22 protein-coding genes, 2 pseudogenes and 1 riboswitch are annotated in these 21,909 nt (G+C 67.5%); of the genes and pseudogenes, 17 read left to right on the top strand and 7 right to left on the bottom strand.

Going from position 1 to position 21,909, the window contains the following annotated elements; genetic code table 11:
• Positions 1-79: 79 nt before the first annotated feature.
• Together E7Z53_RS16640 and E7Z53_RS16635 are read left to right on the top strand one after the other, a co-directional pair.
• A pseudogene (locus tag E7Z53_RS16640) lies at positions 80-265 on the top strand (DALR anticodon-binding domain-containing protein); the annotation flags it as partial.
• Positions 266-376: 111 nt separating this feature from the next.
• Positions 377-865, top strand: a complete 489-nt coding sequence (locus E7Z53_RS16635) for a GNAT family N-acetyltransferase (RefSeq protein ID WP_176338250.1) — start codon at positions 377-379, stop codon at positions 863-865.
• A 76-nt stretch (positions 866-941) separates the two neighbouring features.
• Here the strand turns inward: E7Z53_RS16635 and E7Z53_RS16630 are convergent, their stop codons facing one another.
• The 4 genes from E7Z53_RS16630 to E7Z53_RS16615 form a co-directional block, all read right to left on the bottom strand.
• Positions 942-1,109, bottom strand: coding sequence for a hypothetical protein (locus E7Z53_RS16630; RefSeq protein WP_176338249.1), 168 nt, complete (start codon positions 1,107-1,109; stop codon positions 942-944).
• Between the two features lie 167 nt (positions 1,110-1,276).
• Entirely contained in the window at positions 1,277-2,317 is a 1,041-nt protein-coding gene (gene trpS, locus E7Z53_RS16625) for a tryptophan--tRNA ligase (RefSeq protein ID WP_176338248.1), read from the bottom strand.
• 321 nt (positions 2,318-2,638) lie between these two features.
• Entirely contained in the window at positions 2,639-3,757 is a 1,119-nt protein-coding gene (gene srmL, locus E7Z53_RS16620; RefSeq protein ID WP_176338247.1) for a PheS-related mystery ligase SrmL, read from the bottom strand.
• Positions 3,758-4,314: 557 nt separating this feature from the next.
• Positions 4,315-4,896: a TetR/AcrR family transcriptional regulator gene (locus E7Z53_RS16615; RefSeq protein ID WP_176338246.1), complete on the bottom strand. Its 582-nt coding sequence runs from the start codon at positions 4,894-4,896 to the stop codon at positions 4,315-4,317.
• 91 nt (positions 4,897-4,987) lie between these two features.
• On the opposite strand from E7Z53_RS16615, the gene E7Z53_RS20040 reads away from it, so the two are divergent.
• Positions 4,988-5,878, top strand: coding sequence for a DoxX family protein (locus E7Z53_RS20040; RefSeq protein WP_217905891.1), 891 nt, complete (start codon positions 4,988-4,990; stop codon positions 5,876-5,878).
• A 310-nt stretch (positions 5,879-6,188) separates the two neighbouring features.
• Here E7Z53_RS20040 and E7Z53_RS16605 read toward each other — a convergent pair whose 3' ends face one another.
• Positions 6,189-6,440 carry a hypothetical protein gene (locus E7Z53_RS16605; RefSeq protein WP_176338245.1) on the bottom strand — a complete coding sequence of 84 codons (252 nt, stop codon included), beginning with the start codon at positions 6,438-6,440 and terminating at the stop codon, positions 6,189-6,191.
• A gap of 305 nt (positions 6,441-6,745) precedes the next feature.
• On the opposite strand from E7Z53_RS16605, the gene E7Z53_RS16600 reads away from it, so the two are divergent.
• The 6 genes from E7Z53_RS16600 to E7Z53_RS16575 all read left to right on the top strand — a co-directional run bounded on the left by E7Z53_RS16600 (position 6,746) and on the right by E7Z53_RS16575 (position 11,178).
• Complete coding sequence (locus tag E7Z53_RS16600) at positions 6,746-7,213, top strand: hypothetical protein (RefSeq protein ID WP_176338244.1); 468 nt, start codon at positions 6,746-6,748, stop codon at positions 7,211-7,213.
• 1 nt (position 7,214) lies between these two features.
• On the top strand, positions 7,215-7,415 hold the full coding sequence (locus tag E7Z53_RS16595; RefSeq protein ID WP_176338243.1) for a helix-turn-helix transcriptional regulator: 201 nt from the start codon (positions 7,215-7,217) through the stop codon (positions 7,413-7,415).
• A 144-nt stretch (positions 7,416-7,559) separates the two neighbouring features.
• Positions 7,560-8,567 (top strand): phosphotransferase family protein, encoded by a 1,008-nt coding sequence (locus E7Z53_RS16590; RefSeq protein WP_176338242.1) that lies wholly within the window; start codon positions 7,560-7,562, stop codon positions 8,565-8,567.
• Between the two features lie 23 nt (positions 8,568-8,590).
• Positions 8,591-9,319 carry a phosphotransferase gene (locus tag E7Z53_RS16585; RefSeq protein WP_176338241.1) on the top strand — a complete coding sequence of 243 codons (729 nt, stop codon included), beginning with the start codon at positions 8,591-8,593 and terminating at the stop codon, positions 9,317-9,319.
• Between the two features lie 119 nt (positions 9,320-9,438).
• A complete protein-coding gene (locus E7Z53_RS16580) occupies positions 9,439-10,326 on the top strand; it encodes an SDR family oxidoreductase (RefSeq protein WP_176338240.1) in 888 nt (295 codons plus the stop codon).
• A gap of 51 nt (positions 10,327-10,377) precedes the next feature.
• Entirely contained in the window at positions 10,378-11,178 is an 801-nt protein-coding gene (locus tag E7Z53_RS16575; RefSeq protein ID WP_064845793.1) for an alpha/beta fold hydrolase, read from the top strand.
• A gap of 75 nt (positions 11,179-11,253) precedes the next feature.
• On the opposite strand, the gene E7Z53_RS16570 is transcribed toward E7Z53_RS16575, so the two are convergent.
• A complete protein-coding gene (locus E7Z53_RS16570) occupies positions 11,254-12,102 on the bottom strand; it encodes a phosphotransferase (protein ID WP_217905890.1) in 849 nt (282 codons plus the stop codon).
• A gap of 237 nt (positions 12,103-12,339) precedes the next feature.
• On the opposite strand from E7Z53_RS16570, the gene trpS (E7Z53_RS16565) reads away from it, so the two are divergent.
• The 8 genes and pseudogenes from trpS (E7Z53_RS16565) (at position 12,340) to E7Z53_RS16530 (ending at position 20,566) form a co-directional block, all read left to right on the top strand.
• On the top strand, positions 12,340-13,380 hold the full coding sequence (gene trpS / locus E7Z53_RS16565; protein WP_035961066.1) for a tryptophan--tRNA ligase: 1,041 nt from the start codon (positions 12,340-12,342) through the stop codon (positions 13,378-13,380).
• Positions 13,381-13,582: 202 nt separating this feature from the next.
• Entirely contained in the window at positions 13,583-14,539 is a 957-nt protein-coding gene (locus E7Z53_RS16560) for a DMT family transporter (RefSeq protein WP_058874578.1), read from the top strand.
• A gap of 228 nt (positions 14,540-14,767) precedes the next feature.
• A complete protein-coding gene (locus E7Z53_RS16555) occupies positions 14,768-15,355 on the top strand; it encodes a helix-turn-helix domain-containing protein (RefSeq protein WP_058874577.1) in 588 nt (195 codons plus the stop codon).
• Between the two features lie 396 nt (positions 15,356-15,751).
• The gene (locus E7Z53_RS16550) at positions 15,752-16,117 is read left to right on the top strand and encodes a hypothetical protein (protein WP_176338239.1); all 366 of its coding nucleotides are present in this window, start codon (positions 15,752-15,754) and stop codon (positions 16,115-16,117) included.
• 501 nt (positions 16,118-16,618) lie between these two features.
• Positions 16,619-16,731: riboswitch (SAM riboswitch) on the top strand.
• Between the two features lie 5 nt (positions 16,732-16,736).
• Positions 16,737-18,041 carry an O-acetylhomoserine aminocarboxypropyltransferase/cysteine synthase family protein gene (locus E7Z53_RS16545; RefSeq protein WP_176338238.1) on the top strand — a complete coding sequence of 435 codons (1,305 nt, stop codon included), beginning with the start codon at positions 16,737-16,739 and terminating at the stop codon, positions 18,039-18,041.
• 1 nt (position 18,042) lies between these two features.
• A pseudogene (locus E7Z53_RS16540) lies at positions 18,043-18,258 on the top strand (PLP-dependent transferase); the annotation flags it as partial.
• Positions 18,259-18,461: 203 nt separating this feature from the next.
• Complete coding sequence (locus tag E7Z53_RS16535; RefSeq protein WP_176338277.1) at positions 18,462-19,481, top strand: DUF1852 domain-containing protein; 1,020 nt, start codon at positions 18,462-18,464, stop codon at positions 19,479-19,481.
• Complete coding sequence (locus tag E7Z53_RS16530) at positions 19,478-20,566, top strand: methionine synthase (RefSeq protein WP_176338237.1); 1,089 nt, start codon at positions 19,478-19,480, stop codon at positions 20,564-20,566. The genes E7Z53_RS16535 and E7Z53_RS16530 overlap by 4 nt, the downstream gene beginning before the upstream one ends.
• A gap of 483 nt (positions 20,567-21,049) precedes the next feature.
• On the opposite strand, the gene E7Z53_RS16525 is transcribed toward E7Z53_RS16530, so the two are convergent.
• On the bottom strand, positions 21,050-21,769 hold the full coding sequence (locus tag E7Z53_RS16525) for an alpha/beta hydrolase (RefSeq protein WP_176338236.1): 720 nt from the start codon (positions 21,767-21,769) through the stop codon (positions 21,050-21,052).
• Positions 21,770-21,909: the final 140 nt, after the last annotated feature.

The following is a 21,909-nucleotide window of genomic DNA, read 5'->3' as shown; positions in this document are numbered from 1 at the left end:
GCGGGGGTGTCGCGGGTGTCTGCGGCGGGGTCGCTGTCCTGCCACTGGTTGAGCCGCTCGGCGTCGCACTCGTCGCGGGAGGCGCTGGCTCGAGGTCATCGCCGGCGCCTACCACCGTTGGTATGACGCCTGCCGCATCGCTCCCCAGGGAGACGCACCGATCCAGGACATGCACAAATCGCGCCTGTGGCTGAACAACGCCACCCAGCAGGTACTGGCCAACGGCCTCGACCTCCTCGGCGTTTCCGCGCCCACGAGGATGTAACCAAGTACGTAGCAATCTGTCCTGTGGCTGTTCAGGAGAGGTTCGTCTTCGAACCTGCGGCCTGGTTAGCGGCAGCGCCGGTCGCCGGTGGGGCGTCCCTAGCATTGGGGCATGCGCCTGCGAGAGACCAGCTCAGCCGATTTGGACGTCTTCCTGAGTTGGGTGCCCTCCGAGGCCGACATGGTGCTCTGGTCCGGGCGGACCTTCAGATGGCCTCTGGATCGGGGGCAGCTGGAGACTTATCTGCAGCATGATCAGCGCCGGTATTGGACTGGGTTGGATCCCTCCTCCGGGGATCCAGTCGGTCACGCCTCGTTGCTCGTCGATGTCGACGCACGCATGATGCGGCTCGGGTGCATCCTCCTCGACCCGGACGCTCGAGGGCGCGGTTTGGGGCGGGAACTGATTGGCACAGCGGTGCGCACGGGCTTCGAGGTCACGGGGCTGCCGGTCATGAAGCTCGGTGTCTACGCGCACAATGTCTCCGCCCGGCGCGTGTACGAGAGCCTGGGGTTCCAGGAGACTGGGCGGGTGCGCAGCATCGAGGTGGGCGGCCAATCCTGGCACGCCCTGGAGATGCAGCGGCGACGACCCAGCTGACCTCGCCCATGGGCGCCGGTCCTTTCCCCCGGTGCCCGAGCCGTCGCGGGAATGCGGCGTCGCGATGGGGCTTCGTCTATGGCCGCAAACTGTCGGCACGGTCGCTGTGCTTGTGCACGTAGTCCTTGATGCCGGCGGTGACGCCCTTGCGCACCACCCAATACAGCAGCCACAAGGTGATGGCGACCATGAGCAGCCAGATGAATAGGCCGAGGAACGCTCCGAAGCCGGCGACGTCCATCATGAGGAACCTCCTGGGGTAGGTCTTTCCACGCTATAGAGGATTGCCGTGTTCCTCTCCACCCAGCCCGTGCTGTGCGTGTCGGCCGTTCCTCCCGTGTTCCGCGCCTCGTGCGTTGGCTTCACATCCCGGCCCCGGGGGGGGGGGGAGGACTGGGTGGGTGTGGAGGTTCAGTAGGTGGTGCCCATGGCCTCGCGGACTTCGGTAAGGGTGGCCTCGGCGATCTTATGGGCCCGTGCATTGCCGCGGCCCAGGACGTCGCGCACCAGGTGCGGGTCCCGGGCCAGTTCCTGACGGCGTCGCCGGTGGCCGGTGAGGAAGTCGTTGACGGCCTCGGTAGTGAGCTGCTTCAGGCGCCCGGCCCCAGCGTCGCCAACCTGCTCGGCGACCTGTTCCGGGGTGGTGCCCCGGCACAGGGCCGCGGTGGACAGCAGCGCGGAGACCCCGGGGCGGGTTGCTGGGTCGAAGGTGATCCGACGCTCGGCGTCGGTGACGGTACGCCGGATCACCGCCGCGGTCTCCTCGGCGGTCATCGACAGGGCGATGGTGTTGCCGTAGCTCTTGGACATCTTCCGCCCGTCCAGTCCCGGTACTTCCGGGGCGGCGGTGAGCAGGGCCTCGGGGACGGGGAAGACGTGCCCGTAGCGGTCGTTGAAGCGCCGGGCGATGACCCGGGTGATTTCCACGTGGGGCAGATTGTCCTTGCCCACGGGCACGAGGTTGCCCTTGCAGAAGAGGATGTCGGCGGCCTGGTGCACCGGATAGGTCAGCAGCAGCCCGCTCAACGCCCGGCCGGAGGCGGCGGCCTCGGCCTTGACCGTGGGATTGCGGTGCAGCTCGGCCTCGGTGACCAGGCTCAGGAAGGGCAGCAGCAGCTGGTTCAGCGCCGGTATCGCCGAGTGGGTGAAGATCGTGGTGCGCTGCGGGTCCAGCCCGGCGGCCAGGTAGTCCAGCACTGCACTGTGCACGTTCTCCTGCACGCGGGCGGTGGTGTCGCGGTCGGTGATGACCTGGTAGTCGGCCAGCACCATGAACGTCTCCACCCCGGCCTGCTGCAGCCGGAGGCGTTCGACGATGCTGCCGAAGTAGTGGCCCAGGTGCAGAGCCCCGGTGGGGCGTTCCCCGGTGAGCACCCGGAAGTTCTCCGGGGCCTGGTCGATGGTGCGGGTCAGTTCGGCTGAGCGCTGCTCGGCGACGGCGAACGAGTCCATGTGCGTGCTCCTGTCAGACAAGGAGCTGCACGCAAGGCCGTGATGGTGGGGCACGGGCTGCTGTGCAGCCCGTGGTCGTGCTTCAACCGGCTGCTATCGCAGCCACCACCACGCCAGACGGTTGAAGATCATGCCCATACTCTACGCACACGGCGCACCAACCACCGTGGGGAGCAAGGGCGGGTGGCTCACCGCCACCACTCGCTTTACATATGGCCGGTTAGCGGCAGACCGTGGGGCGGTGGAGGCTCCTCCATCGGCTGACACTGCTTCTGGTGACAGAGTCCTGCTCGCGCTCATCCACGACGGCTGCGCTTGCGCTTAGATCAATTCGGCATGGGGGCCCTCATGGACGGCGAGGTAGATCCTGTTGCGCAGCTCGTTGGCCTCGGCGGACGTAAGTGTCCGCAGGAGCGGGCGGATGTGGATCCGGATCAGCGCGTTGCTCTGGCCGGCGTTGATGCCGAGGCGCTCACGAGCTGTGACCGGAAGCTCCGCACATCGCGTCAACGACAGGACCTCGACGGTTTCGAGGAGGTCCGCGTCCTTGCCCAGGGCTGTCCGGACCCGGTCACCGATGGTCTCGCCGTCTTCGCTGTCGTCGAGCACGACGGAGATGTCCCGACGCGTCCCGGGGAGCAGCGAGACCTGCTGCCAGGGCTGCAGGTCGAGCATCTGGGCTGCGATGCGCGGCTCCGAGGAGCGCAGGTAGCGGATGTCCGGGATCGACTTGCGCAGCATCAGGGCCCGTTCCAGCCCCATGCCCAGGGCCAGTCCGGACCACTTCTCCGGGTCCAGGCCCGAGCCGCGCAGCACCTCGGGGTGGATGCGCCCGCATTCGGCGAGCTCGAGCCACTCGCCCTTCAGGTTCACGTCCACCTGTCGTCCGCCGAGCGTGTACGGGTGCTCGACGTCGGTGATCTGCCATTGCGCCCCCGGCAGGACCGCTTCGACGACCGTGGTGATCATTTCGAGCAGGTCCTGATCGGTGGTCTGCGATGTGGACCGGATGCGCCACAGGTCGACCTGATGTGGTTCCCCCACGTGCGTGCGGTCGACGACGTCGCGCCGGTAGACGAGGCCTGGGACGACGAGGAGTTCGTCGACGTCGGACCGGCCGCGGTAGTCCTGCAGGGCCCTGGGCAGCTCCGCGCTGGTGTGGGTACGCAGCACCACGGTGGGCGAGACGTAGCGGGTGTACCGCTGTGCTCTGGTGATGTCACCGCGGTCGTAGCCCAGACGGTCGTAGTTGTCACGGACGGCAACGAGAGGTGGATTGCGGACCTGGCGGACGGAGCTGCCCCATTGGTGCTGCAGCGCGGTGACGAGATTCTCCAGCAGAAGCTGCATCGAGTGCGCCCCTTGTGCCGGGTCGCTGAGGTCACGCAGGCTCAGCGCGCGGGCAAGCTGGTCAGGGCTGAGGTACGAGAGTGCCGACATGGAAGTCTCCTGAGGCGGTTGGGCCGATGCTGGGAATAGAAATTCCCCCGGCCGTGCCTGCGGAGACTAGGCGGCTTGGAAAGGCGCGCTCACCACCCCGCGGCCACTGAACGGCCGGGGGTGAAGAAATCGCTGAACACGCTCCATGCGGTTAAGGGTAGCAACGATGACCAGCACCGGCACCTGTGCCGACTGCTGACCGCAGCCCTGAAGCGCCCGGTCCCGATGGCGGCACGGGCAGAGCCGGCCACCCGTGAAGGAGCGATGAGGTGGACCATGGACCAGTTCAGTGGCCCGTCAGCAGGGGGGGGGTGAGTGATCGTCTCCAGGAAGGAGGGGGGTCCGCCAGCACCGGCCGGAACGCCCTGGCCGACCTCGTCATGGTGGGTCCCCCCGGTGGGTCCCCCCTGCGCGGCGTGCCCATTGGGAAGGAAGCCGGGCATGCCAGGATCCAGGTGGAAAGCTTGGTGCGGGCGGGGGTCCCGGTGGGTCCCGACGAGGCAGCCTGTCTCCGCGGCACGGGAACTCTAGGGGCCGGCGCGGGTACCGTCCTCCGGCTACTGTGCCGTGCCTTTGTCGAAGAGGAACCGGGCCACCGCCTGGGCGGACTCGGTGAGATCGCCGTCGTTCCCTTCACTAATCGCTCCGCCGAGCCACAGGTCTGCGAAGCCGTGCACGAGGGACCAGGCGGCCAGGGCGGCGACCTTCGGATCCGATCCCACCACTTCGGGTGGCAACGTCGCGATCCCGGCGGAGAGCGCCTCGGCGGCGGCGGCGCGCGCCTGGACGACGTCGGCACGGGAGGCCTCGTAGAGATCCGGGCGGAACATCACCTGGGTGTGCCCCCGGTGCTCCACGGCGAAGTGCACGTAGGCGACACCGACCTCGAGGAAGCTGCCGGTGCCTTCGAGCACCTCGGTGAGGTGATCCGCGAGCAGCTGGAACCCCTCCGCCGCCAGCGTCGTCAGGAGCCCGGCTTTGTTGCCGAAGTGATAGGCCGGAGCCGCGTGGGAGACCCCCGCCCGGCGCGCCAGGTCTCGCAGGCTCACCTGGGAGGGCCCCACCTCGAGCACGGCCTGGACAGCGGCATCGAGCACCGCGCGGTGGAGGTCGCCGTGGTGATAAGTGCGGGGGGTCATTCCTGCACCCTACCCCATATCTAGGCATTGACAAGATTCTGCCGGAGGCGCAGTCTTGTCAGTGACAAGATAGAACGCCACGGAGGGAACCATGTCGGTCCTGCTCGTCTTCCTCGCCGCAACCCTGGCAACGCTCGGCGTCGCCGCACTCCTCGGGCGCCGCCGCCTGCGGGAGTCAGCACCCCTGGCCCTGCGCGCAGGTCTGGCGGTGATGTTCCTCGTCACCGGGGTCTCCCACTTCGCGGGTCTGCGCGACGATCTCGTCGCGATGGTGCCGCCGGTGCTGCCCCACCCCGAGCTGCTCGTCACGGTCACCGGGGTGCTGGAGCTCGCCGGTGCGCTCGGGCTGCTGCTGCCACGCACGGCCGCATGGGCCGCCGGTGGGCTGGCCCTGCTGATGGTGGCGATGTTCCCCGCCAACGTCCACGCCGCCACCACCGGTCTGACGCTGTCCGGGGAACCGGCCACCGCCCTGCTGCCGCGTGCCGCCATGCAACTGCTCTACATCGCAGCCGCCGTCGCCGTGGTGATCACGCACTGGCGCCGAGCGGTGCTCGGCGACTCGCTGGGAAGGCTCATCACCGTCCTGCCCCGGGCGCACGGGCCCGCCGCGGCGATGCACGAGGAGGTTCCCACCGCCGGCATCGTGCTGATCTCCCGACTCCGGCTGCGCTCGGCCAGGCACGTGCCGGGCTTCCTGCTCGCTTCGCTGCGGCTGCGGCGGGCTCTGCGACTCGCGCCCGGGGCCCTCTGGCTCGATCTCGCCGCCCAGCCGCTGACCGCCACCTTCTGGACCTGGTCCGGCTGGACGGACGAGGACGCGATGCGCCGCTACACCCGCTCCGCACTCCATGCCCACGTCATGCGGACCTACCGGCCGCACCTGCAGGAGTCGACCTTCCGCACGCTCCCCGCCGCGCAGGCACCCACGACGTGGCCGGAGGTCAGAGGAATGCTCGACGCCACGACCGCCGAGCGGTAGCCCACGACAGTGGTCGCAGCGGGGCCCCTGCCGGAATCACTCCGGTAGGGGCCCCCGCTGAGTCCATGAACCGTGGTGCCGCGGAATGGGTGGCCCGTGGGTGACTCACTCGGTGGGACCGCCCCTGAACTTTCCTTTGGGATGGCAAGGTAGCCATACACACTGTGCTTTACATGTGGCCGGTTACAGGCGCGTCCTTGGGGGCCTTCCTCGTCAGGGTGCGCCGTGCGGGGGTAGGCCCAGTCCTCCTGGGCGTGCTGGCCGTACTTGCACGCTCCTCACAGGGATGCTGTCACTGAAGAGCGATGGATCAGGAGTCGTCGTCCTGGCTCCACAGCCAATGCAGGTAGATGGCGCCCCATCCCGGGCCCAGGGCGTCCATCAGGGCGTTGGCCACCGTGCGGGCGTCCACCCAGGGGTAGCGCTGGCCGATCCGCGTCGCTTCCTGGCAGATTCTTTCCGGATCGTGGCCCTCGTGGTGAAGGGCGAGGGCGGCTTCACCGACCCGGACCTCGAAGAGCCGTCGATCCGTCAGGGGCACGGGCTCAAAGGTGATAGACATCAGGCTCCCTCAGAACAACGATCGCCCCAGGGAGCCGGAGTTGCTCCCACGAGCAGCTCCGCAAATGGTGGAGACATAGTAAGCAACATCACACTCGAATGGCTATTCGAGGCTTTAGCTCATGTGGTAGGTACCATGATGCTCTCGCCGGCCCCTTTCTCTGAAAGCGGCGTTGCCGTCGGCGTTCGGCATGCGGGCCTCATCGGCGTTCGCTCATGAGCTCCGCTTGTTCACTTGACCGCCCCCACGGTGTAAAAGAAACTAGATATGTAAAGCGAGCTGTACACCTTGAGGGAGGGCCGACCATGACGATCGAGCAGACGCGCACGAAGTGGGGACGTACGAAGTTCGGAACCGGCCGCACACCGGCGATGGCCATCGCCGTTCCCTTCGGGCTGATCCTCGGAGTTGCGGGGGGCTGGCTGTCCGTTCTCGTGGGCGTCACCGCATCGAATCCTGCAGTGGGTTTTTGGGTGTTCACCTCCTGCCTCACGATGCCGGCCGTTGCCCTGGTGTACGTCCTCGTCGTCGACCGTGACACGCTCCGGGGAGCAGCTGAACGGCCCGACGACTCCATCGAATCCGGGTGGTACGACATGGCCGCTTCGGGGTCCTTCGGGGATCTCATCCTGGTGCTCGGACTTGCGTCGATCGTCCTGACGTTCATCCCCAGGGACTTTCTCGTCGATCTGAAGCTCGTCCTTCCCGCAGTGGTCGCAGGGTGCTTCGCCTCCTTCGGGATCCGATACCTGGTACTGCGGCGGAAAGGCTGATGTGAGAAACCTGGTCAACGAGTCGCGTCAACGCCTGGGGTGGTCGCAGCAACGGCTCGCCGACGAGCTGGGCGTCTCACGCCAGACCATCATCTCCATCGAACGCGGACGGTTCGACCCATCACTACCGCTGGCCTTCCGGCTCGCAGCAGCTTTCGACAGCACCATCGAGGACCTCTTCTTTCCCGATGACCAGTCATAACCCCCACGCCTTTGCCCACCTCATTGAGAGAAAGAGCCCGCTGAGGGTTCCTCAATGCCGCAGAGCTGTAACAGCGGTTCTCCGGCCAGGCGAGGTGGCGGGCAGACTGTGCTTATGAGTCTCTCCCGTCCTGAGCATCCGTCCATGGCTGATCGACTGACTCGTCTGGCCGGTCAGGCCCCGGCCGCGGTCGGCCTGGGCTCGTCACCCGGAGACGGTGACGAGGTGCGTCTGCTGGGGCAGGGGGAGAGCTTCGCGGCGTGGTTGCTGGAGGCCGGCGGGCAACGGGTGGTGGTGCGGATCGCCCGGCGTCCGGTGGAGGAGCTGCCGCGGCCGATGCGGGAGGAGTTCCACGGACTCGGCCTGGTCCTGGCCGGTATCGGACCGCAGGCGCTGGTGCTCGAGGAGTCGGCGGACAACCCGTTGGGCGCCCCGTACATGGTGGTCACCTTCGTGCCCGGCCGTGTCCTCCCACCGGGGGAGTGGACCCCGGCCCTGATCCGGGCCCACGTCCAGCAGATGGCTCGCCTGCATGCCCAGCGCTTCGAGCGCTGCGGAGACCTCACCGCCGAGACGGGAGAGCGCCGGGCGAAGGTGGACATCGACGGACAGTTCACTGCCGGGCTGGACTGGTGGGCGGACAACCACCCGGCCGTGCTGGCCGAGCCCGACGTGACACGACTGGCGCGGGAAGTGGGGGCGTATCTGCGCGGCGCACAGAAGACCTTTGACCGGTTGGAGTCCTTCGCTGTGATCCACGGGGATCTGTTGCTGCCCAACATCCTCGTCGACGGGGACACCGGGGTGCGCTACATCGATTGGGAGTGGTCGGAGATCGGGGACCCCGCCCAGGACCTCGCCTATCTCGGCGGGCAGATCACCGTGGAGCCGTGGCACCTGCCCATGACCCGGGCCCAGACCCGGGACCTGGTCGAGGCCTACCTGGCGGCCAGCGAGCACCGGGCGGCCACGGGCACCGTCGACGAGGTGCTGGTCCGCCGTGACGCCTGGGAGATCTACGAACGGTTCCTCACGTCCCTGCACCACCGCAGCCTCCTGGCTGGCCGCCCCGACCTGACCGAACAGGAGCGGAACATGTACACCAATGCGGTTACCCACGTCACCCGGGAGTTGGGTCGCCGGCTCGGCTGAGGCCCTCCGGATAGGGTCGTGCCATGGAAGAGGAGATGTTGACCGGCGGCAACTCCACCACCGTCGTGCGGGTCGACGACACTGTCCGTCGCACTGTCGGGCCCTGGACCACGGCGGTGCACCAGTTACTGGTCCGGTTGCGGGCGGAAGGGGTCACCGAGGTTCCGGAGTCTCGCGGGGTGGACGAGGACGGTCGGGAGGTCCTGTCCTACATCGTCGGGGTGGTGCCCGGTTATCCGTTGTCCGAGTGGGTGTGGGCGGATACGGTCCTGGTGGCGGCAGCGCAGCTGATGCGCCGGATCCACGACGCGTCCACCGCGCTGGTGGGGGAGGACCTGGTCTGGCAGCTGCCCACCCACCACCCGGTTGAGGTGATCTGTCACAACGACTTCGCTCCGTACAATCTGGTGTTCCGCAACGGTCGGCTGCGCGGGGTGATCGACTTCGACACGGCCTCCCCGGGCCCGCGAATCTGGGACCTGGCCTACTTGGCCTACCGGTTGGTGCCGCTGACCGATGACGCGCACGACGGCGGCCCGCCCACACCCGACCGTGCGGGCCGCTTACAGTTGCTGATCGACTCCTACGAGATGCCCTACGAGCCCGCGGAGCTGCTGGCTGCGGTGGCGGCACGTCTGGAAGAGCTCGCGGCGTTCACCGACGCACGAGCCGCCGAGACCGGCCGGGACGACTTCGCCGAGCACGCCGCGATGTATCGCCGCGATCGTGACCGGGTGCTGGCCACCGGTTGACACTCACCTGGGTGACGCACCGCCCGCAGCGGTGGTCACTGATAGGTTCCCCACCATGAAGACGGTGTGAGCGCCTGCCCTGTGAACGACGAATCCTCGAGTACGTCAGGAGCACCACCATGGCTCACGCTTCTTCCACACGCCCGCTGCGGGGCAGAACCGCTCTGGTCACCGGGGTCTCCCGCCGCCGCGGCATCGGTTACGCGGTGGCCGTTGAGCTCGCCTCCCTGGGGGCCAGTGTGTTCTTCCACCACTACAGCCCCCATGACGCGGACCAGCCCTGGGGCGATGACGACCTCGATGCGGTACGCGCCGGCATCCGGGCCGCTCTGCACGATGGTGCCCTCGCCGGCGACGTCTCCGCGGACTTGAGGGACCCGGACACCGCTGAAAACCTCGTCGAGCAGGCCCACGCCCTGACCGGGCGCCTGGACATCCTCGTCTGCAACCACGCCCGCAGCGGCGGCGACGGGTCCATCCTGGACATGACCGCCGAGACCCTGGACGCCTTCTGGGACACCAACACCCGCTCCACCCTGCTGCTGACCCGGCACTTCGCCCACCGCCACGCCGCCACGACTGCTCGATCCGCCTCAGCGCGGCCCGGCGACCGCATCGAAAGGGCCGGGCCGGTCGATGAACGGGCGGCGGGCCGGGTGTTCTGGATGACCTCGGGCCAGGGCGAGGGGCCGATGCGCGGTGAGGTCGCCTACGCCACCAGCAAGGCCGCTCTGGCAGAGGTAACACCCACGGTGGCCGCGGAACTGCTCGAGCTCGGAATCGTGTTGAACACCATCAACCCGGGCCCGGTCAACACCGGCTACCTCGACCCCGGGACCACCGACCGCTCCCTGGAAGAGATCGAGGCATGGCGACAGGCCACCCCCTTCGGCCGCTGGGGGCACCCGAGAGATCCCGCGCGGCTGATCGGGTGGCTGGCCACCGACCAGGGAGTGTGGGTCGCCGGTCAGGTCATCACCACCGACGGAGGCATGAGCCTGACCTGAGCCCATGGCCATGCCCTGTCTTGCACCGGTTCCTGATGGAGGATCAAGGCTATGAAGTTCTCGCGGGAGACGGTGGGACAGTCGGGGACGCGGATCAGTTATCTGGACACCGGCGGCAACGCCCCGGTGGTGGTGTTCCTGCACGGGCTGGCCGGCAGCGCGCAGGAGTTCATTCCCTCGGCCGAAGCGCTGTGGCCCGAGTACCGGTGTGTGCTGGTGGATCAGCGTGGGCACGGACACAGCACCCGCGTGCCGTCGGACATGGGCCGGCAGGCTTTCGTCGACGACGTCGCAGCGGTGATCGATGTGGTCGCCTCGAGTCATCCCGTGGTGCTGGTGGGTCAGTCCATGGGAGCGCACACTGCGTTGCTCACCGCCGCTGCACACCCTCAGCGGGTGGCCGGTCTGGTGCTGCTGGAAGCCGACGTGCACGGCGGGGACCTGGAGGAGGCAGGGGCTTTGGGTGCATTCTTCCGCTCGTGGCCCACGCCCTTCGGATCAATGGCCGATGCCACCGAATTTCTCGGTGACAGTGCCTTGGCCCGGGCCTGGGTGGCGGATCTTCAACACACTGGCGACGGGTTTCGTCCTCGGTTCGACGCGGCGGTCATGCAAGCCGTCCTCGAGGCCGTGCACGTTCCGCGCTGGGAGGAGTGGAAGGCGGTGACGGCCCCGACCACGGTGGTCTTCGCCGCGGACTCGATGTTCACCCCCGCACGGAAGGACGCGCTCATCGCTGCCCGCCCAGGAACTTGGCGGATCGATCTGCCCCGTGGGACCCATGATGCTCATCTGGACGCCTCCGAAGAGTGGATCACCGTATTGCGCGAGGCCCTGAGGGGCATGTCCTGACCGGGACGCCAACGCGTCGGGGTCGTACTCAGCGTCCGTGCGTGGCCGAATACCGGGTCGCTCCGATGGTTGCCTCTACTGGTGGGTGGTTGCGGTGCCGGCCAGGCGTTCTACCGTGGCTGTCGCTCGGGTGAAGCGTTGGAGTTCATCGTCCGGGATCCGCCCACCGATGCCGACGAGCTCTGCGGATGCGACGAGTCGGAAGATCAGGGCGCGGACCATCATTTGAATCCACTGTTCTTTGGGGCGGCCAATGACGGCGGCGGGGACGTCGCCGGGGTAGTAGAGGAGACCGTCGGCGGCGACGATGGCCTCGGCGTAGGCTGTCGGGCGCCAGTAGGGGGAGAAGTCGATAATCACTGGGTCGTGGTTCTCGGCGAAGAGCGCGTTGCCGGTCAGATCCCCATGAATCAGCTGGGACGGCATCTCTACCGGGCGCCGTAGGCCGAGAAGCCCGTTGTAGACCGTGCGCGCTTCGGGGGCGACGTCGATGGTTTGCTCTGCCCAGGCGACACGGTCGGCCACCGCCCAGGGGTTCGAGCGGCGGGCGAGGAAATCGGGACGCGGCATTTGGGCCAGGGCTCTGTGGAACGCCCGGGCGGCGATGATCAGTGGCTCCCACCGGCCCTGTGGCCCTGTTGTTCCTTCAACCAGTCCGGTAGCCGTCCATCCGTGAGCGACATAGGCGCCGGTGCCGGCGCGCAACGGCGCTGGCACATCGAAGCCAGGCTCCTGGGCAAGACCGTCCATGAGCGCGGACGCCCACTGTGCCTCGATCGGGTCTTCCGTCGGTTTGAGCACCACTGCACCGACCCGAAAAGCTCGCCCCTGTCCGCCGGGCACAGGGTGGACTCTGTCGGTGAGCCCGAACGCTTCAAGCACTTCAGGAGGCGGAGACGGCGGGGGAGCGTGCATGTCGGCCATGTTATCCAGGACAGCGCAGTTCTGGCCCGTACCGGGAGTGCCCTGGCCGTGCGGGGTGGGCTCGGCGGAGAGTCTGGGGCTGCTGCCGGGTGGGTAGAGTGGGGGCCATGATGCTCAACCGTCTGGCGTGGTGGTGGCTGCGATAGCAGCCGGTTGACGCATGTTCACGGGTTGCACAGCAGCCCGTGCCACTTCGGCGGTCTTGTGTGCAGCTTCCGACCTTCGAGGAGTACGCACATGGAGTCATTCGCCGCCGCCGAGCAGCGCTCGGCCGAACTGACCCGGGCCATCGGCCGGACCCCGGAGGCATTCCGGGTCCTCACCGGGGAACGCCCGACTGGGGCCTTGCACCTGGGCCATTACTTCGGCAGCATCGTCGAACGCCTCCGTCTGCAACAGGCGGGGGTGGAGATCTTCTTGGTGTTGGCTGACTACCAGGTAATCACCGACCGTGACACCACCGCCCGCGTGCAGGAGAACGTGCACAGCGCGGTGCTGGACTACCTGGCCGCGGGCCTGGACCCGCAGCGGACGACGATCTTCGCCCACTCTGCCGTGCCGGCGCTGAACCAGCTGCTTCTGCCGTTCCTGAGCCTGGTCACCGAGGCCGAGCTGCACCGCAACCCCACCGTCAAGGCCGAAGCAGCCGCCTCCGGCCGGGCGCTGAGCGGGCTGCTGTTGACCTATCCGGTGCACCAGGCCGCGGACATCCTCTTCTGCAAGGGCAATTTGGTGCCGGTGGGCAAGGACAACCTGCCCCATGTGGAGATCACCCGCGTCATCGCCCGCCGCTTCAACGACCGCTACGGGCACGCCTTCCCCGTTCCCGAGGCCCTGCTCACCGCCACCCCGGAAGTGCCGGGGCTGGACGGGCGGAAGATGTCCAAGAGCTACGGCAACGCCATCGCCCTGTCGATGACCGCCGATGAGACCGCAGCGGTGATCCGCCGCACCGTCACGGACTCCGAGCGTCGGATCACCTTCGCCCCGGACACCCGCCCCGGGGTCTCAGCCCTCCTTTCAACGGCCGCCCTGTGCTTGGACACCACCCCGCAGGCGCTAGCCGAGCAGATCGGTGACGCCGGCAGCGGACGCCTCAAACAGGTGACCACCGAGGCGGTCAACGAGTTCCTCGCCGGCCACCGGCAACGGCGGCAACAGCTAGCCCAGGACCCCGAGGTCGCCCTACGGGTATTGAAGCGAGGGAACGACCGCGCCAACGAGATCGCCAACAACACGCTAGACGAGGTCAGGAAGGCCATGGGAACCGTCTACTAGAACGCCGACACGGAGTGATTGCCATAAACCAGGCTTGAAGCGCGATCAGATGAAATCTGATCGCGCTTCAGCTCCCTTCCGCTTTACATATGGCCCGGCTACCGGACGTTTCCCAGGGCCGCGACCCTGCGCTAAGGGTTCCTGCCAGGGCACCAGGTCTTCACCTTGGCATGAGCATTATATTTCTCATACGCTGAGGTGTGTGTGGCACACCTTCTTTCGTACCGGCGGAAACAGGCTCCGCGTCAGTCGCCCCGAACTGATCCTGATCGGCATCACCATGATCTGGGGGGCGACCTTCCTGATCATCCATGTGGCAATGGCCCACACCGGCCCGTTGTTCTTCGTTGGGGTCCGCTTCGTGGTGGCCGGGTTGATCGGGGCGGTGGTGTTCTGGCGCGTGCTGCGGGGCATCACCTGGCAGGAGATCGGCGCCGGTGCGGTGATCGGGACGTCGATCTTCTTCGGTTACGGCCTGCAGACGGTGGGGCTGCAGACGATCACGGCCAGCCAGTCGGCGTTCATCACTGCCTTGTACGTGCCGATGGTGCCTCTGCTGCAGTGGGTGTTGCTGCGCAAGGCCCCGGCGGTGATGACCCTGGTCGGGGTGGCGTTCGCCTTCGCGGGGTTGGTGTTGCTGGCTGGTCCGGACGCCGGGTTGGGTGGGCTGAGCCCCGGGGAGACGCTCACGTTGTTCAGTGCGGTGGCCTGCGCGGTGGAGATCGTGCTCATCAGTCGTTTCGCCGGCACGGTGGATGCCCGCCGGGTCACCGTGGTGCAGGTGCTGATGGCCGGGTTGCTGTCCTTCGCGATGATGCCCGTGACCGGCGAACGGGTTCCGGGGTTCTCCTGGGTGTGGCTGGTGGCCGGGGTCGGGCTCGGGGCGGCGAGCATCCTGATTCAGTGGGCGATGAACTGGGCGCAGCGCTCTGTGTCGGCCACCCGGGCCACCGTCATCTACGCCGGGGAACCGGTGTGGGGCGGGATTATCGGGCGTATCGCCGGGGATCGCCTGCCGGGCCTGGCGATCCTGGGGGCCGTGCTGATCGTCGTCGGTGTCCTGGTCAGCGAGCTGCGCCCCAAGGATCTGACGCTCCGACCGCGTCCCGCCCCTGAGTCCGATCAGGGCGCGGACCGGGAAGGCCTTGAGGTCAGGTGACGGACGTCGACGCTCGAGCAGCCCAAAGGTCCACTCGCTCGGTGCAGGCCGACTCAGTAGGAGGCGACTGGACCAGGGCCGCCGGCAACGGCCCGGCCTGGCCGAGCCGCCAGCGGAAGCGCCCCAGAGCGCAGCGTGCCGATGAAAGCGCGCAGTACCATCAGGGCGCACCAGGTGAGAACGCCGCATTGCCGGTGCCCACCATGTTGCTCACCGGAGGAGGAACGGATGGCCACCCGTGAGAAAGGTGAAGCCACCGCGGAGTTCGTCGCCACGGTCGGCCGACAGATCCGCCAGCAGCGCCAGCACCGGGGGTGGAGCGTCCAGGAGCTCTCCGACCGCGCCAGGGTGAGCCGGCGGATGCTGACCCAGATCGAGCTGGGCCAGGCGAATCCCAGCCTGGTGACCGTCGACCACATCGCCCACGCCCTGGGCACCGACTTCGTTTCCCTCGCCATGCCCCCCACCACCCCCGCGGAAGAAGCCAGCGGGGGGCGACTCGGGGCAGCGGTGCGCGTGTGGAGCTCGGACCGTGGCAGCGAGGCCGTGCTGCTCCTCGCCACCGAGAGCGTTCCCCGCACCGAACTATGGTCCTGGCGACTGGCCCCGGGGGACACCTACCACGCCCAGCCGGACACGGCCGGGACCGAAGAACTGCACCAGGTCCACGCCGGGGAACTCATCATCATCACCAGCGGGTCCGCCCTGGTCCTGCGCGCCGGAGAGGCCGGCCGCATCCGCAGCGACCAGCGCTACACCTACCGCAACGACAGCGACACCTGGACCGAATTCACCCGCGTCGTCACCGGAGCCTAGGCGCACCCCACCACGGACCCGGTGCCACAGGCTGCCCCCGCCGGGCGCCATTGGCTGGTGGGTTCCGAGAGAGCCGAAATATCCTGGGCCGGTCATCCAGGTCGACCCCAGCGGGCAGGAGCTACGGCTACAGCCCCTCCGATGCTTTCCGCGGACGGTTCAATCGTTGGGGCAGCCTTAGGCCTTCCCGTCGGGGCGGTACAGCAAATGGGCGCCCGGTGCTTTACATATGGCCCGGTTAGCGGCCGCTGTCCACGAGAACGACGCTGCAATCGGGGTACCTCCGGGGTCTGTTGGGCCTGGTCCGGGCTGGGGTCGGCGTCTTGCGGAGGCGCTGCTGTTCTGGCCAGTCCGAGTCGCTGAGGGAGCTCCTGAAGGTGCTGACATCATGGCGTCATGGACGATAACGCCACACAGACCTCGAAGACCGTGCGAATCGACGGACGCCGGCTCACCGGAGTGACCAACACGGCCGAGGGTGAGGTTGGTTCCACCACGATCTTCACCTATCACCAGGAGGGCGGCACGGTCTGGGCGGTCTACGCCGGAGGAGCGGTCCGCAAGGGGTTTCTGGTGGGCACGCGCGCCGACGACACTCTGGCGTTCCGCTATGCCCATCTCAATGTGTCGGGTGAGACCGCCAGCGGAAAGTGCCTGTCCACGATCGAAGTACTCGCTGATGGCCGAGTCCGGTTCCATGAGTCCTGGGCATGGGAGTCCCGAACGGGCACGGGCACCAGTGTCGTGGAGGAGATCGGGTAGTTCCGAGGGCACATGCTCGATCTGCGGAGGTTCAGCACTCCGCCAGTGGCACGGATGGGGTGGCCAGAGAACCAGCGCAGGTGTCTTCCGGGTCTGCGTCGCTGCGATGAGCGTTGGTCATATGCTGCGGGTTGCCACGGTCGAAGAGCGGGGCCGGGGCGAGCCCTCCTGCGGTGCCGGTGGACGAATCCGATGGCTCCGTGCACGGCTCCCGGGATCCGATTGACGCCGTTCACCACGCCGTTGATGATGCCCGCCCCCAGGCGGGCGTCATCTTCTCCGCGCACAATGCTCTCGATGACGCCCTGGTCTTCCGCCGGGACATCACTGAGCCCGCGATGAAGGCCGGGCGGCTGGCCGTCACAACCTGTCACAAACCCGGCCCGACGTCGGCCGAGCGCGACCGCCCGGCCCGAGTATGTCCCGACGTGTGGTTTTGTGACGGCCGCCCCCACCGTCCGTTGGACTACGGAGCCGTCCATCGAGTGGGATGAGCACACCACACCATCCAGAGCGGCCGAGAGATCTGGCTCGACGACGCCGCAGCAACCAGCCAGCCGATCCTGGGACACCGGGACCGGCGGGCACGGTGCTACCGCCAGGACCGATGGAGGATCGCATGAATCACCACGCCACCCAACAGGTCCACGCCGGCTACGAGCCCGAGGCCCCCTACCGGCCGGTGGCCGTGCCCATCCATCAAACGGCGGCCTACCGCTTCCCCGATCACGCCACGGCCGCCTCGATGTTCCGGCTGGAGACTCCCGGGTTCACCTACAGCCGCACGGGCAACCCCACGGTCGCCGTGTTCGAGAACCGACTGGCGGTCCTGGAGGGCGGGATCGGGGCCATCGGCACCGCCACGGGACAAGCCGCCGTCGCGCTGTCCCTGCTGACCCTGCTCCACGACGGCAAGCACGTGGTCGCCTCCAGCCAGCTCTACGGCGGGACGGTGGACCTGCTGACGGACACCTTCGCCGGCTTCGGCATCGAGGTCACTTTCGCCGACCCGGCCGACCCGCAAGCCTGGGGCGCGGCGATCCGGCCGGATACCCGCGCGTTCTTCCTGGAGTCCATCACCAACCCGCTGGCCACCGTGCCGGACCTGCCGGCGCTGGCGGAGATCGCCCACGCCTCCGGGGTCCCGGTCGTGGTGGACAGCACTTTGGCGACGCCGGTCCTGTACCGGCCACTGGAACATGGTGCCGACGTGGTGGTGCACTCCGCCACGAAGTTCATCGGCGGGCACGGGGCCGTCCTCGGCGGGGCGATCGTGGACGGCGGCACCTTCGACTACGGCGCAGCCCCGCAGCGGTGGCCCCAACTGACCCGGCCCAAGGCCCGCTACGGCGGACAGGCACTCATCGACCGCCACGGCCGCGGCGCCTACCTGGCGCTGGCGCGCAGCAAGTTCCTGCACGACCTCGGCCCCTCCCTCGCCCCGGCCAGCGCCGCCCAGTTCATCCAGGGCCTGGAAACCCTCGCCGTCCGCATCACCCGGCAGGAGGAGACCGCGCGAACGGTCGCCGAGCACCTGGCCCGGCACCCCACCGTCGGGCGCGTCCACCACCCGGCGATCCCCGGACATCCCAGCGCCGCCCTCGCCGCGAGGGACTTCCCGCACGGCACCGGCGCGGTGTTCTCCTTCGACCTGGCCGCCGGCCCCGATGCCATCGGCCCGTTCATCGACGCTCTGGAGCTGTTCCAGCTCGTGGCGAACATCGGGGACGTGCGCTCCCTGGTCAGCCACCCGGCGACCATGACGCACTGCCGGCTCACCCCCAACCAACGCCGGGTCGCGGGCATCGCTGAGACCACGATCCGGCTGTCCATCGGACTGGAGTGTCCCGAGGACCTGATCGCCGACCTCGACCGGGCGCTGGCCACCGTACCGGCCTCGGCCCTGACCGGGGAGGCGCGCTGAGATGACCTTCCTGAACGACACAGCACAGACGGACACTGCACCGACGGCCCCTCGGGGCTTCAACACGACAGCGGTGCACGCCGGCCAGGCACCGGACCCTCTGACCGGGGCGGTCGTGTCGCCGATCTACCAGACCAGCACCTTCGTGCAGAACGGCATCAGCGTGCTGCGCGGCGGCCACGAGTACAGCCGGGGGTCCAACCCGCCCCGGACCGGTCAGCGCCGCGTCACCGCTGGGGCCCGCGCGGCTCGGGGAACCGGCAGCCCGGAACCCTGGATCGACGTCGTCCGGGCAACGCCGGGGGTGCCAGGAGCATGACTGAGGCGACCTTCGGGAGGGCAGTGCACGAGCAGCGGGGAACGACGTTCGAGATGAGTGCGGATCTGGGAGGCAGGCCCCCGGGCAACAGTGAGGAATCGATGCATCAGACCACCACGCCGAACGACTTCACGTTCGATATCAGCACGACCCGCTTCGATGAGGACTACTGCCCGTCGACCAGTTCCCGAAGCACGACGAACTTCGCGAACCTGGCCCGCGGCGAGAACCGTCGGCAGAACCTCCGAAACACCCTGACAATGATCAACAATCGCTTCAACGACCTGGCCCACTGGGACAATCCCAGCCGGGATCGCTATGCCGTGGAGATCGAGATCGTCTCCGTGGACCTGCACTTCGCCGCCGACGGCGACGACGCGGTGTTCCCCCTGATCGAGGTCCTCGACGTGCAGGTCCTCGACACGCTGTCCAACGTGCACATCGACGGGATCGTGGGGAACAACTTCTCGTCCTACCTCCGGGACTATGACTTCAGCGTGGTGCTGCCGGAACACCACGCGAAGGCGCCCCGGTCCAGCATCCCCGATGACTTCGGCGAATTGCACGGGAAGCTCTTCACGCACTTCCTGGACTCCGATGCCTACCGGCAGCGGTTCCCCCAGCCGCCCGTGATCTGCATCAGCGTCTCGAGCACCAAGACGTACCGTCGGCTCGAGAACCACCATCCGATCCTCGGGGTCGAGTATCGGCAGGATGAATCCTCCTTGACGGATCGATACTTCGAGAAGATGGGACTGCGGGTCCGCTACTTCATGCCCCGCGGCGCGGTCGCACCCCTGGCGTTCTATTTCCGCGGTGATCTCCTCAACGACTATTCCAACCTGGCACTCATCGGTCTCATCAGCACGATGGAAGCGTTCCAGAAGATCTATCGCCCGGAGATCTACAACGCCAATGCGGCGGCGGGCCGGACCTACCGGCCGCGCCTGGAGAGTCGGGACCACTCGGTGACGCAGATCGCCTACGACCGCGAGGAGCGCAGTCAGCTGGCCCTCATGCAGGGGAAGTTCACGGAGGAGCACTTCGTGAAGCCACACCAGACCCTCCTGGAGCAGTGGGCCGCGGCCCACTGCGGACGAGAGACGGAATATCACCGATGAACACACTGTTGCCCACCACCATCGTCGGCAGCCTGCCCAAGCCCTCCTGGCTCGCGGAAGGTGAGACGCTGTGGTCCCCTTGGAAGCTGGAGGGCGAGGAACTGCGCGAGGGCAAGCGGGATGCGCTGAGCCTGGCCGTGGACGAGCAGCGCCAGGCGGGTATCGACATCGTCAGCGACGGCGAACAGACCCGCCAGCACTTTGTCACCACGTTCATCGAACATCTCAGCGGCGTCGACTTCGAACACCGGAAGACAGTGCGGATCCGTGACCGCTACGACGCGAGCGTCCCGACGGTCGTCGGCGCGGTGGGCCGTGAGCGCTCGGTTTTCCTCGACGACGCGAAGGCCCTCCGCGCGCGGACCAGCCGGCCCATCAAGTGGACGCTCCCCGGTCCCATGACCATGATCGACACCCTCTACGACAAGCACTACAGGAGTCGCGAAAAGCTCGCCTGGGAGTTCGCGAAGATCCTCAATCAGGAGGCCAAAGAGCTGGAGGCGGCGGGCGTCGACATCATCCAGTTCGACGAGCCTGCCTTCAACGTGTTCTTCGACGACCTCAAAGAGTGGGGCGTGACCGCGCTGGAGCGAGCGGCCGAGGGACTGCGCAGCACAACGGCCGTGCATATCTGCTACGGCTACGGCATCAAAGCCAATACCGAGTGGAAGGCGACGCTCGGGTCGGAGTGGCGCCAGTATGAGATGTCATTCCCGCTCCTCCAGCAGTCGACGATCGACATGGTCTCCCTGGAACGCCACAACTCCCGCGTCCCGGTCGAACTCATCGAGCTGCTCCGAGGCAAGAAGGTGATGGTCGGGGCCATCGACGTCGCCAGCGACGCGATCGAAACCCCGGAGGAAGTGGCCAGCACCCTCCGGCAGGTGCTCCGGTTCGTCGATGCGGACAAGCTGTATCCGAGCACCAACTGCGGCATGGCGCCACTGTCTCGACAGGTGGCGCGAGACAAAATGATTGCTCTCGCTGCGGGTGCGGAGATCATCAGAGCGGAGCTCTCCGGAGCGATCCCCCTCGAAGTGACAGCAAGCCGGAGCGTTCAAGACCCGGCGGCGAGCCCCGCCTGACGCTCGAGTGGATCGTCCCCGCTAGCGGCCTCGGGAACGGACAGGACCAAACTGCCGCCCCAACCCACTGTCCGACGTGCTGAAGTGCCAAGACGGGCCTGTCGTCATCACGGGCACCATCCTGACTTGCCCGGTGCGGTGGCCCACGACCCGGCCATCGGGGTACGTGCGGGTGTTGCCGCTCTTGAAATGGTTTCAATAGTCTCTCGAAGACGGTCGCCGGGCGCAGATGACAGTGATGGTCAGAGCGACGACAGCGGTGCCCTGCCCGGTGGGTCGGCAGCGGTGATCGCGCGGGTGTCTGCCAAGACACTGGGGCGGGTGGAAGCGGCCAGGGGCACACCTTGGAAGATATCCAGTCGGGGTAATGCACCACCGCTTTACATATGGCCCGGTTAGGGGCCGGCCACGGTAGAAACCTGTACTTTTATCCCCTTGCCGGCTCAGTCGCTTCGGCTACATTGGTGGGCTGCCATGCCGGTATCACCGCAGCCACCCCATTGCAAACAGCCATGTTGCACACAGTCCTGGCCAGGCTTCAGGTTCCCCACTGGCCTCGGCCAACCCGAGTCCGTGCGTCCCTGAAGGAAAGACGTGCAGGGCGTGGGGTATGTCTGCGCGTGCCAGTGCCTGGGCCAGAAGATAGGAGTGCTGCACCGGCACTGATGAGTCGTCGGCGGTGTGCCAGATAAAGAAGGGCGGAGCCGTTGCCGTCACCAAGCGGTCCAGGGACGTTGCGGCCCGTGCCTCGGGACTGGGCTCAGGGCCCAGAAGCTCTCGTTGGCTGCCCTTGTCGGTCTCGAGCTCCATGGACACCACCGGATAACAGAGCATCACCGCGTCGACTCGCTCCGGGGCGGATGGGGCAGCGCTCAGAGCGGCCTGACCGGCCAGGTGTCCGCCGGCGGACGAGCCCAGCAGGGCGACCCGTTCGGCACCATTTTCCCGGACCCGGCGGATCTCGGCCCGTACTGCTTCCAATGGTGCCGGGTGCATGGCGTGTACCGGGTAGCGGAACACACTCGTTGACAGTCCGAGTTCTCCGAGCCACCGGGCGATGGGCTCCGCCTCGTTGTCGGCGTGACCGGCGTACCCGCCTCCCGGGAGGACGATGACGTGCGTGGCGATGTCTGGCGCGGCAGAGAACGTGCCGTCCTGGGCTGAGGTGGTAGCCCGATCCGTTGAGGACTGCGAGGAGTTCATGACATCAGCCTTCCAGGTCTGAGGTCCGTGCCGGCCCTAGCTTCACCGAGGCGTGGAGCGTGGACTGCTGGATCCCGGTGGGTGCCGTCTGCGAAACGGTTCCTGATCTCTGCGCAGACAAGTTGGGACCCTCCCGTCCC

It is taken from the genome of Kocuria salina, from assembly GCF_013368965.1.
GTDB lineage: Bacteria > Actinomycetota > Actinomycetes > Actinomycetales > Micrococcaceae > Kocuria > Kocuria rosea.
This window is presented reverse-complemented; position numbering and strand designations above follow the sequence as displayed.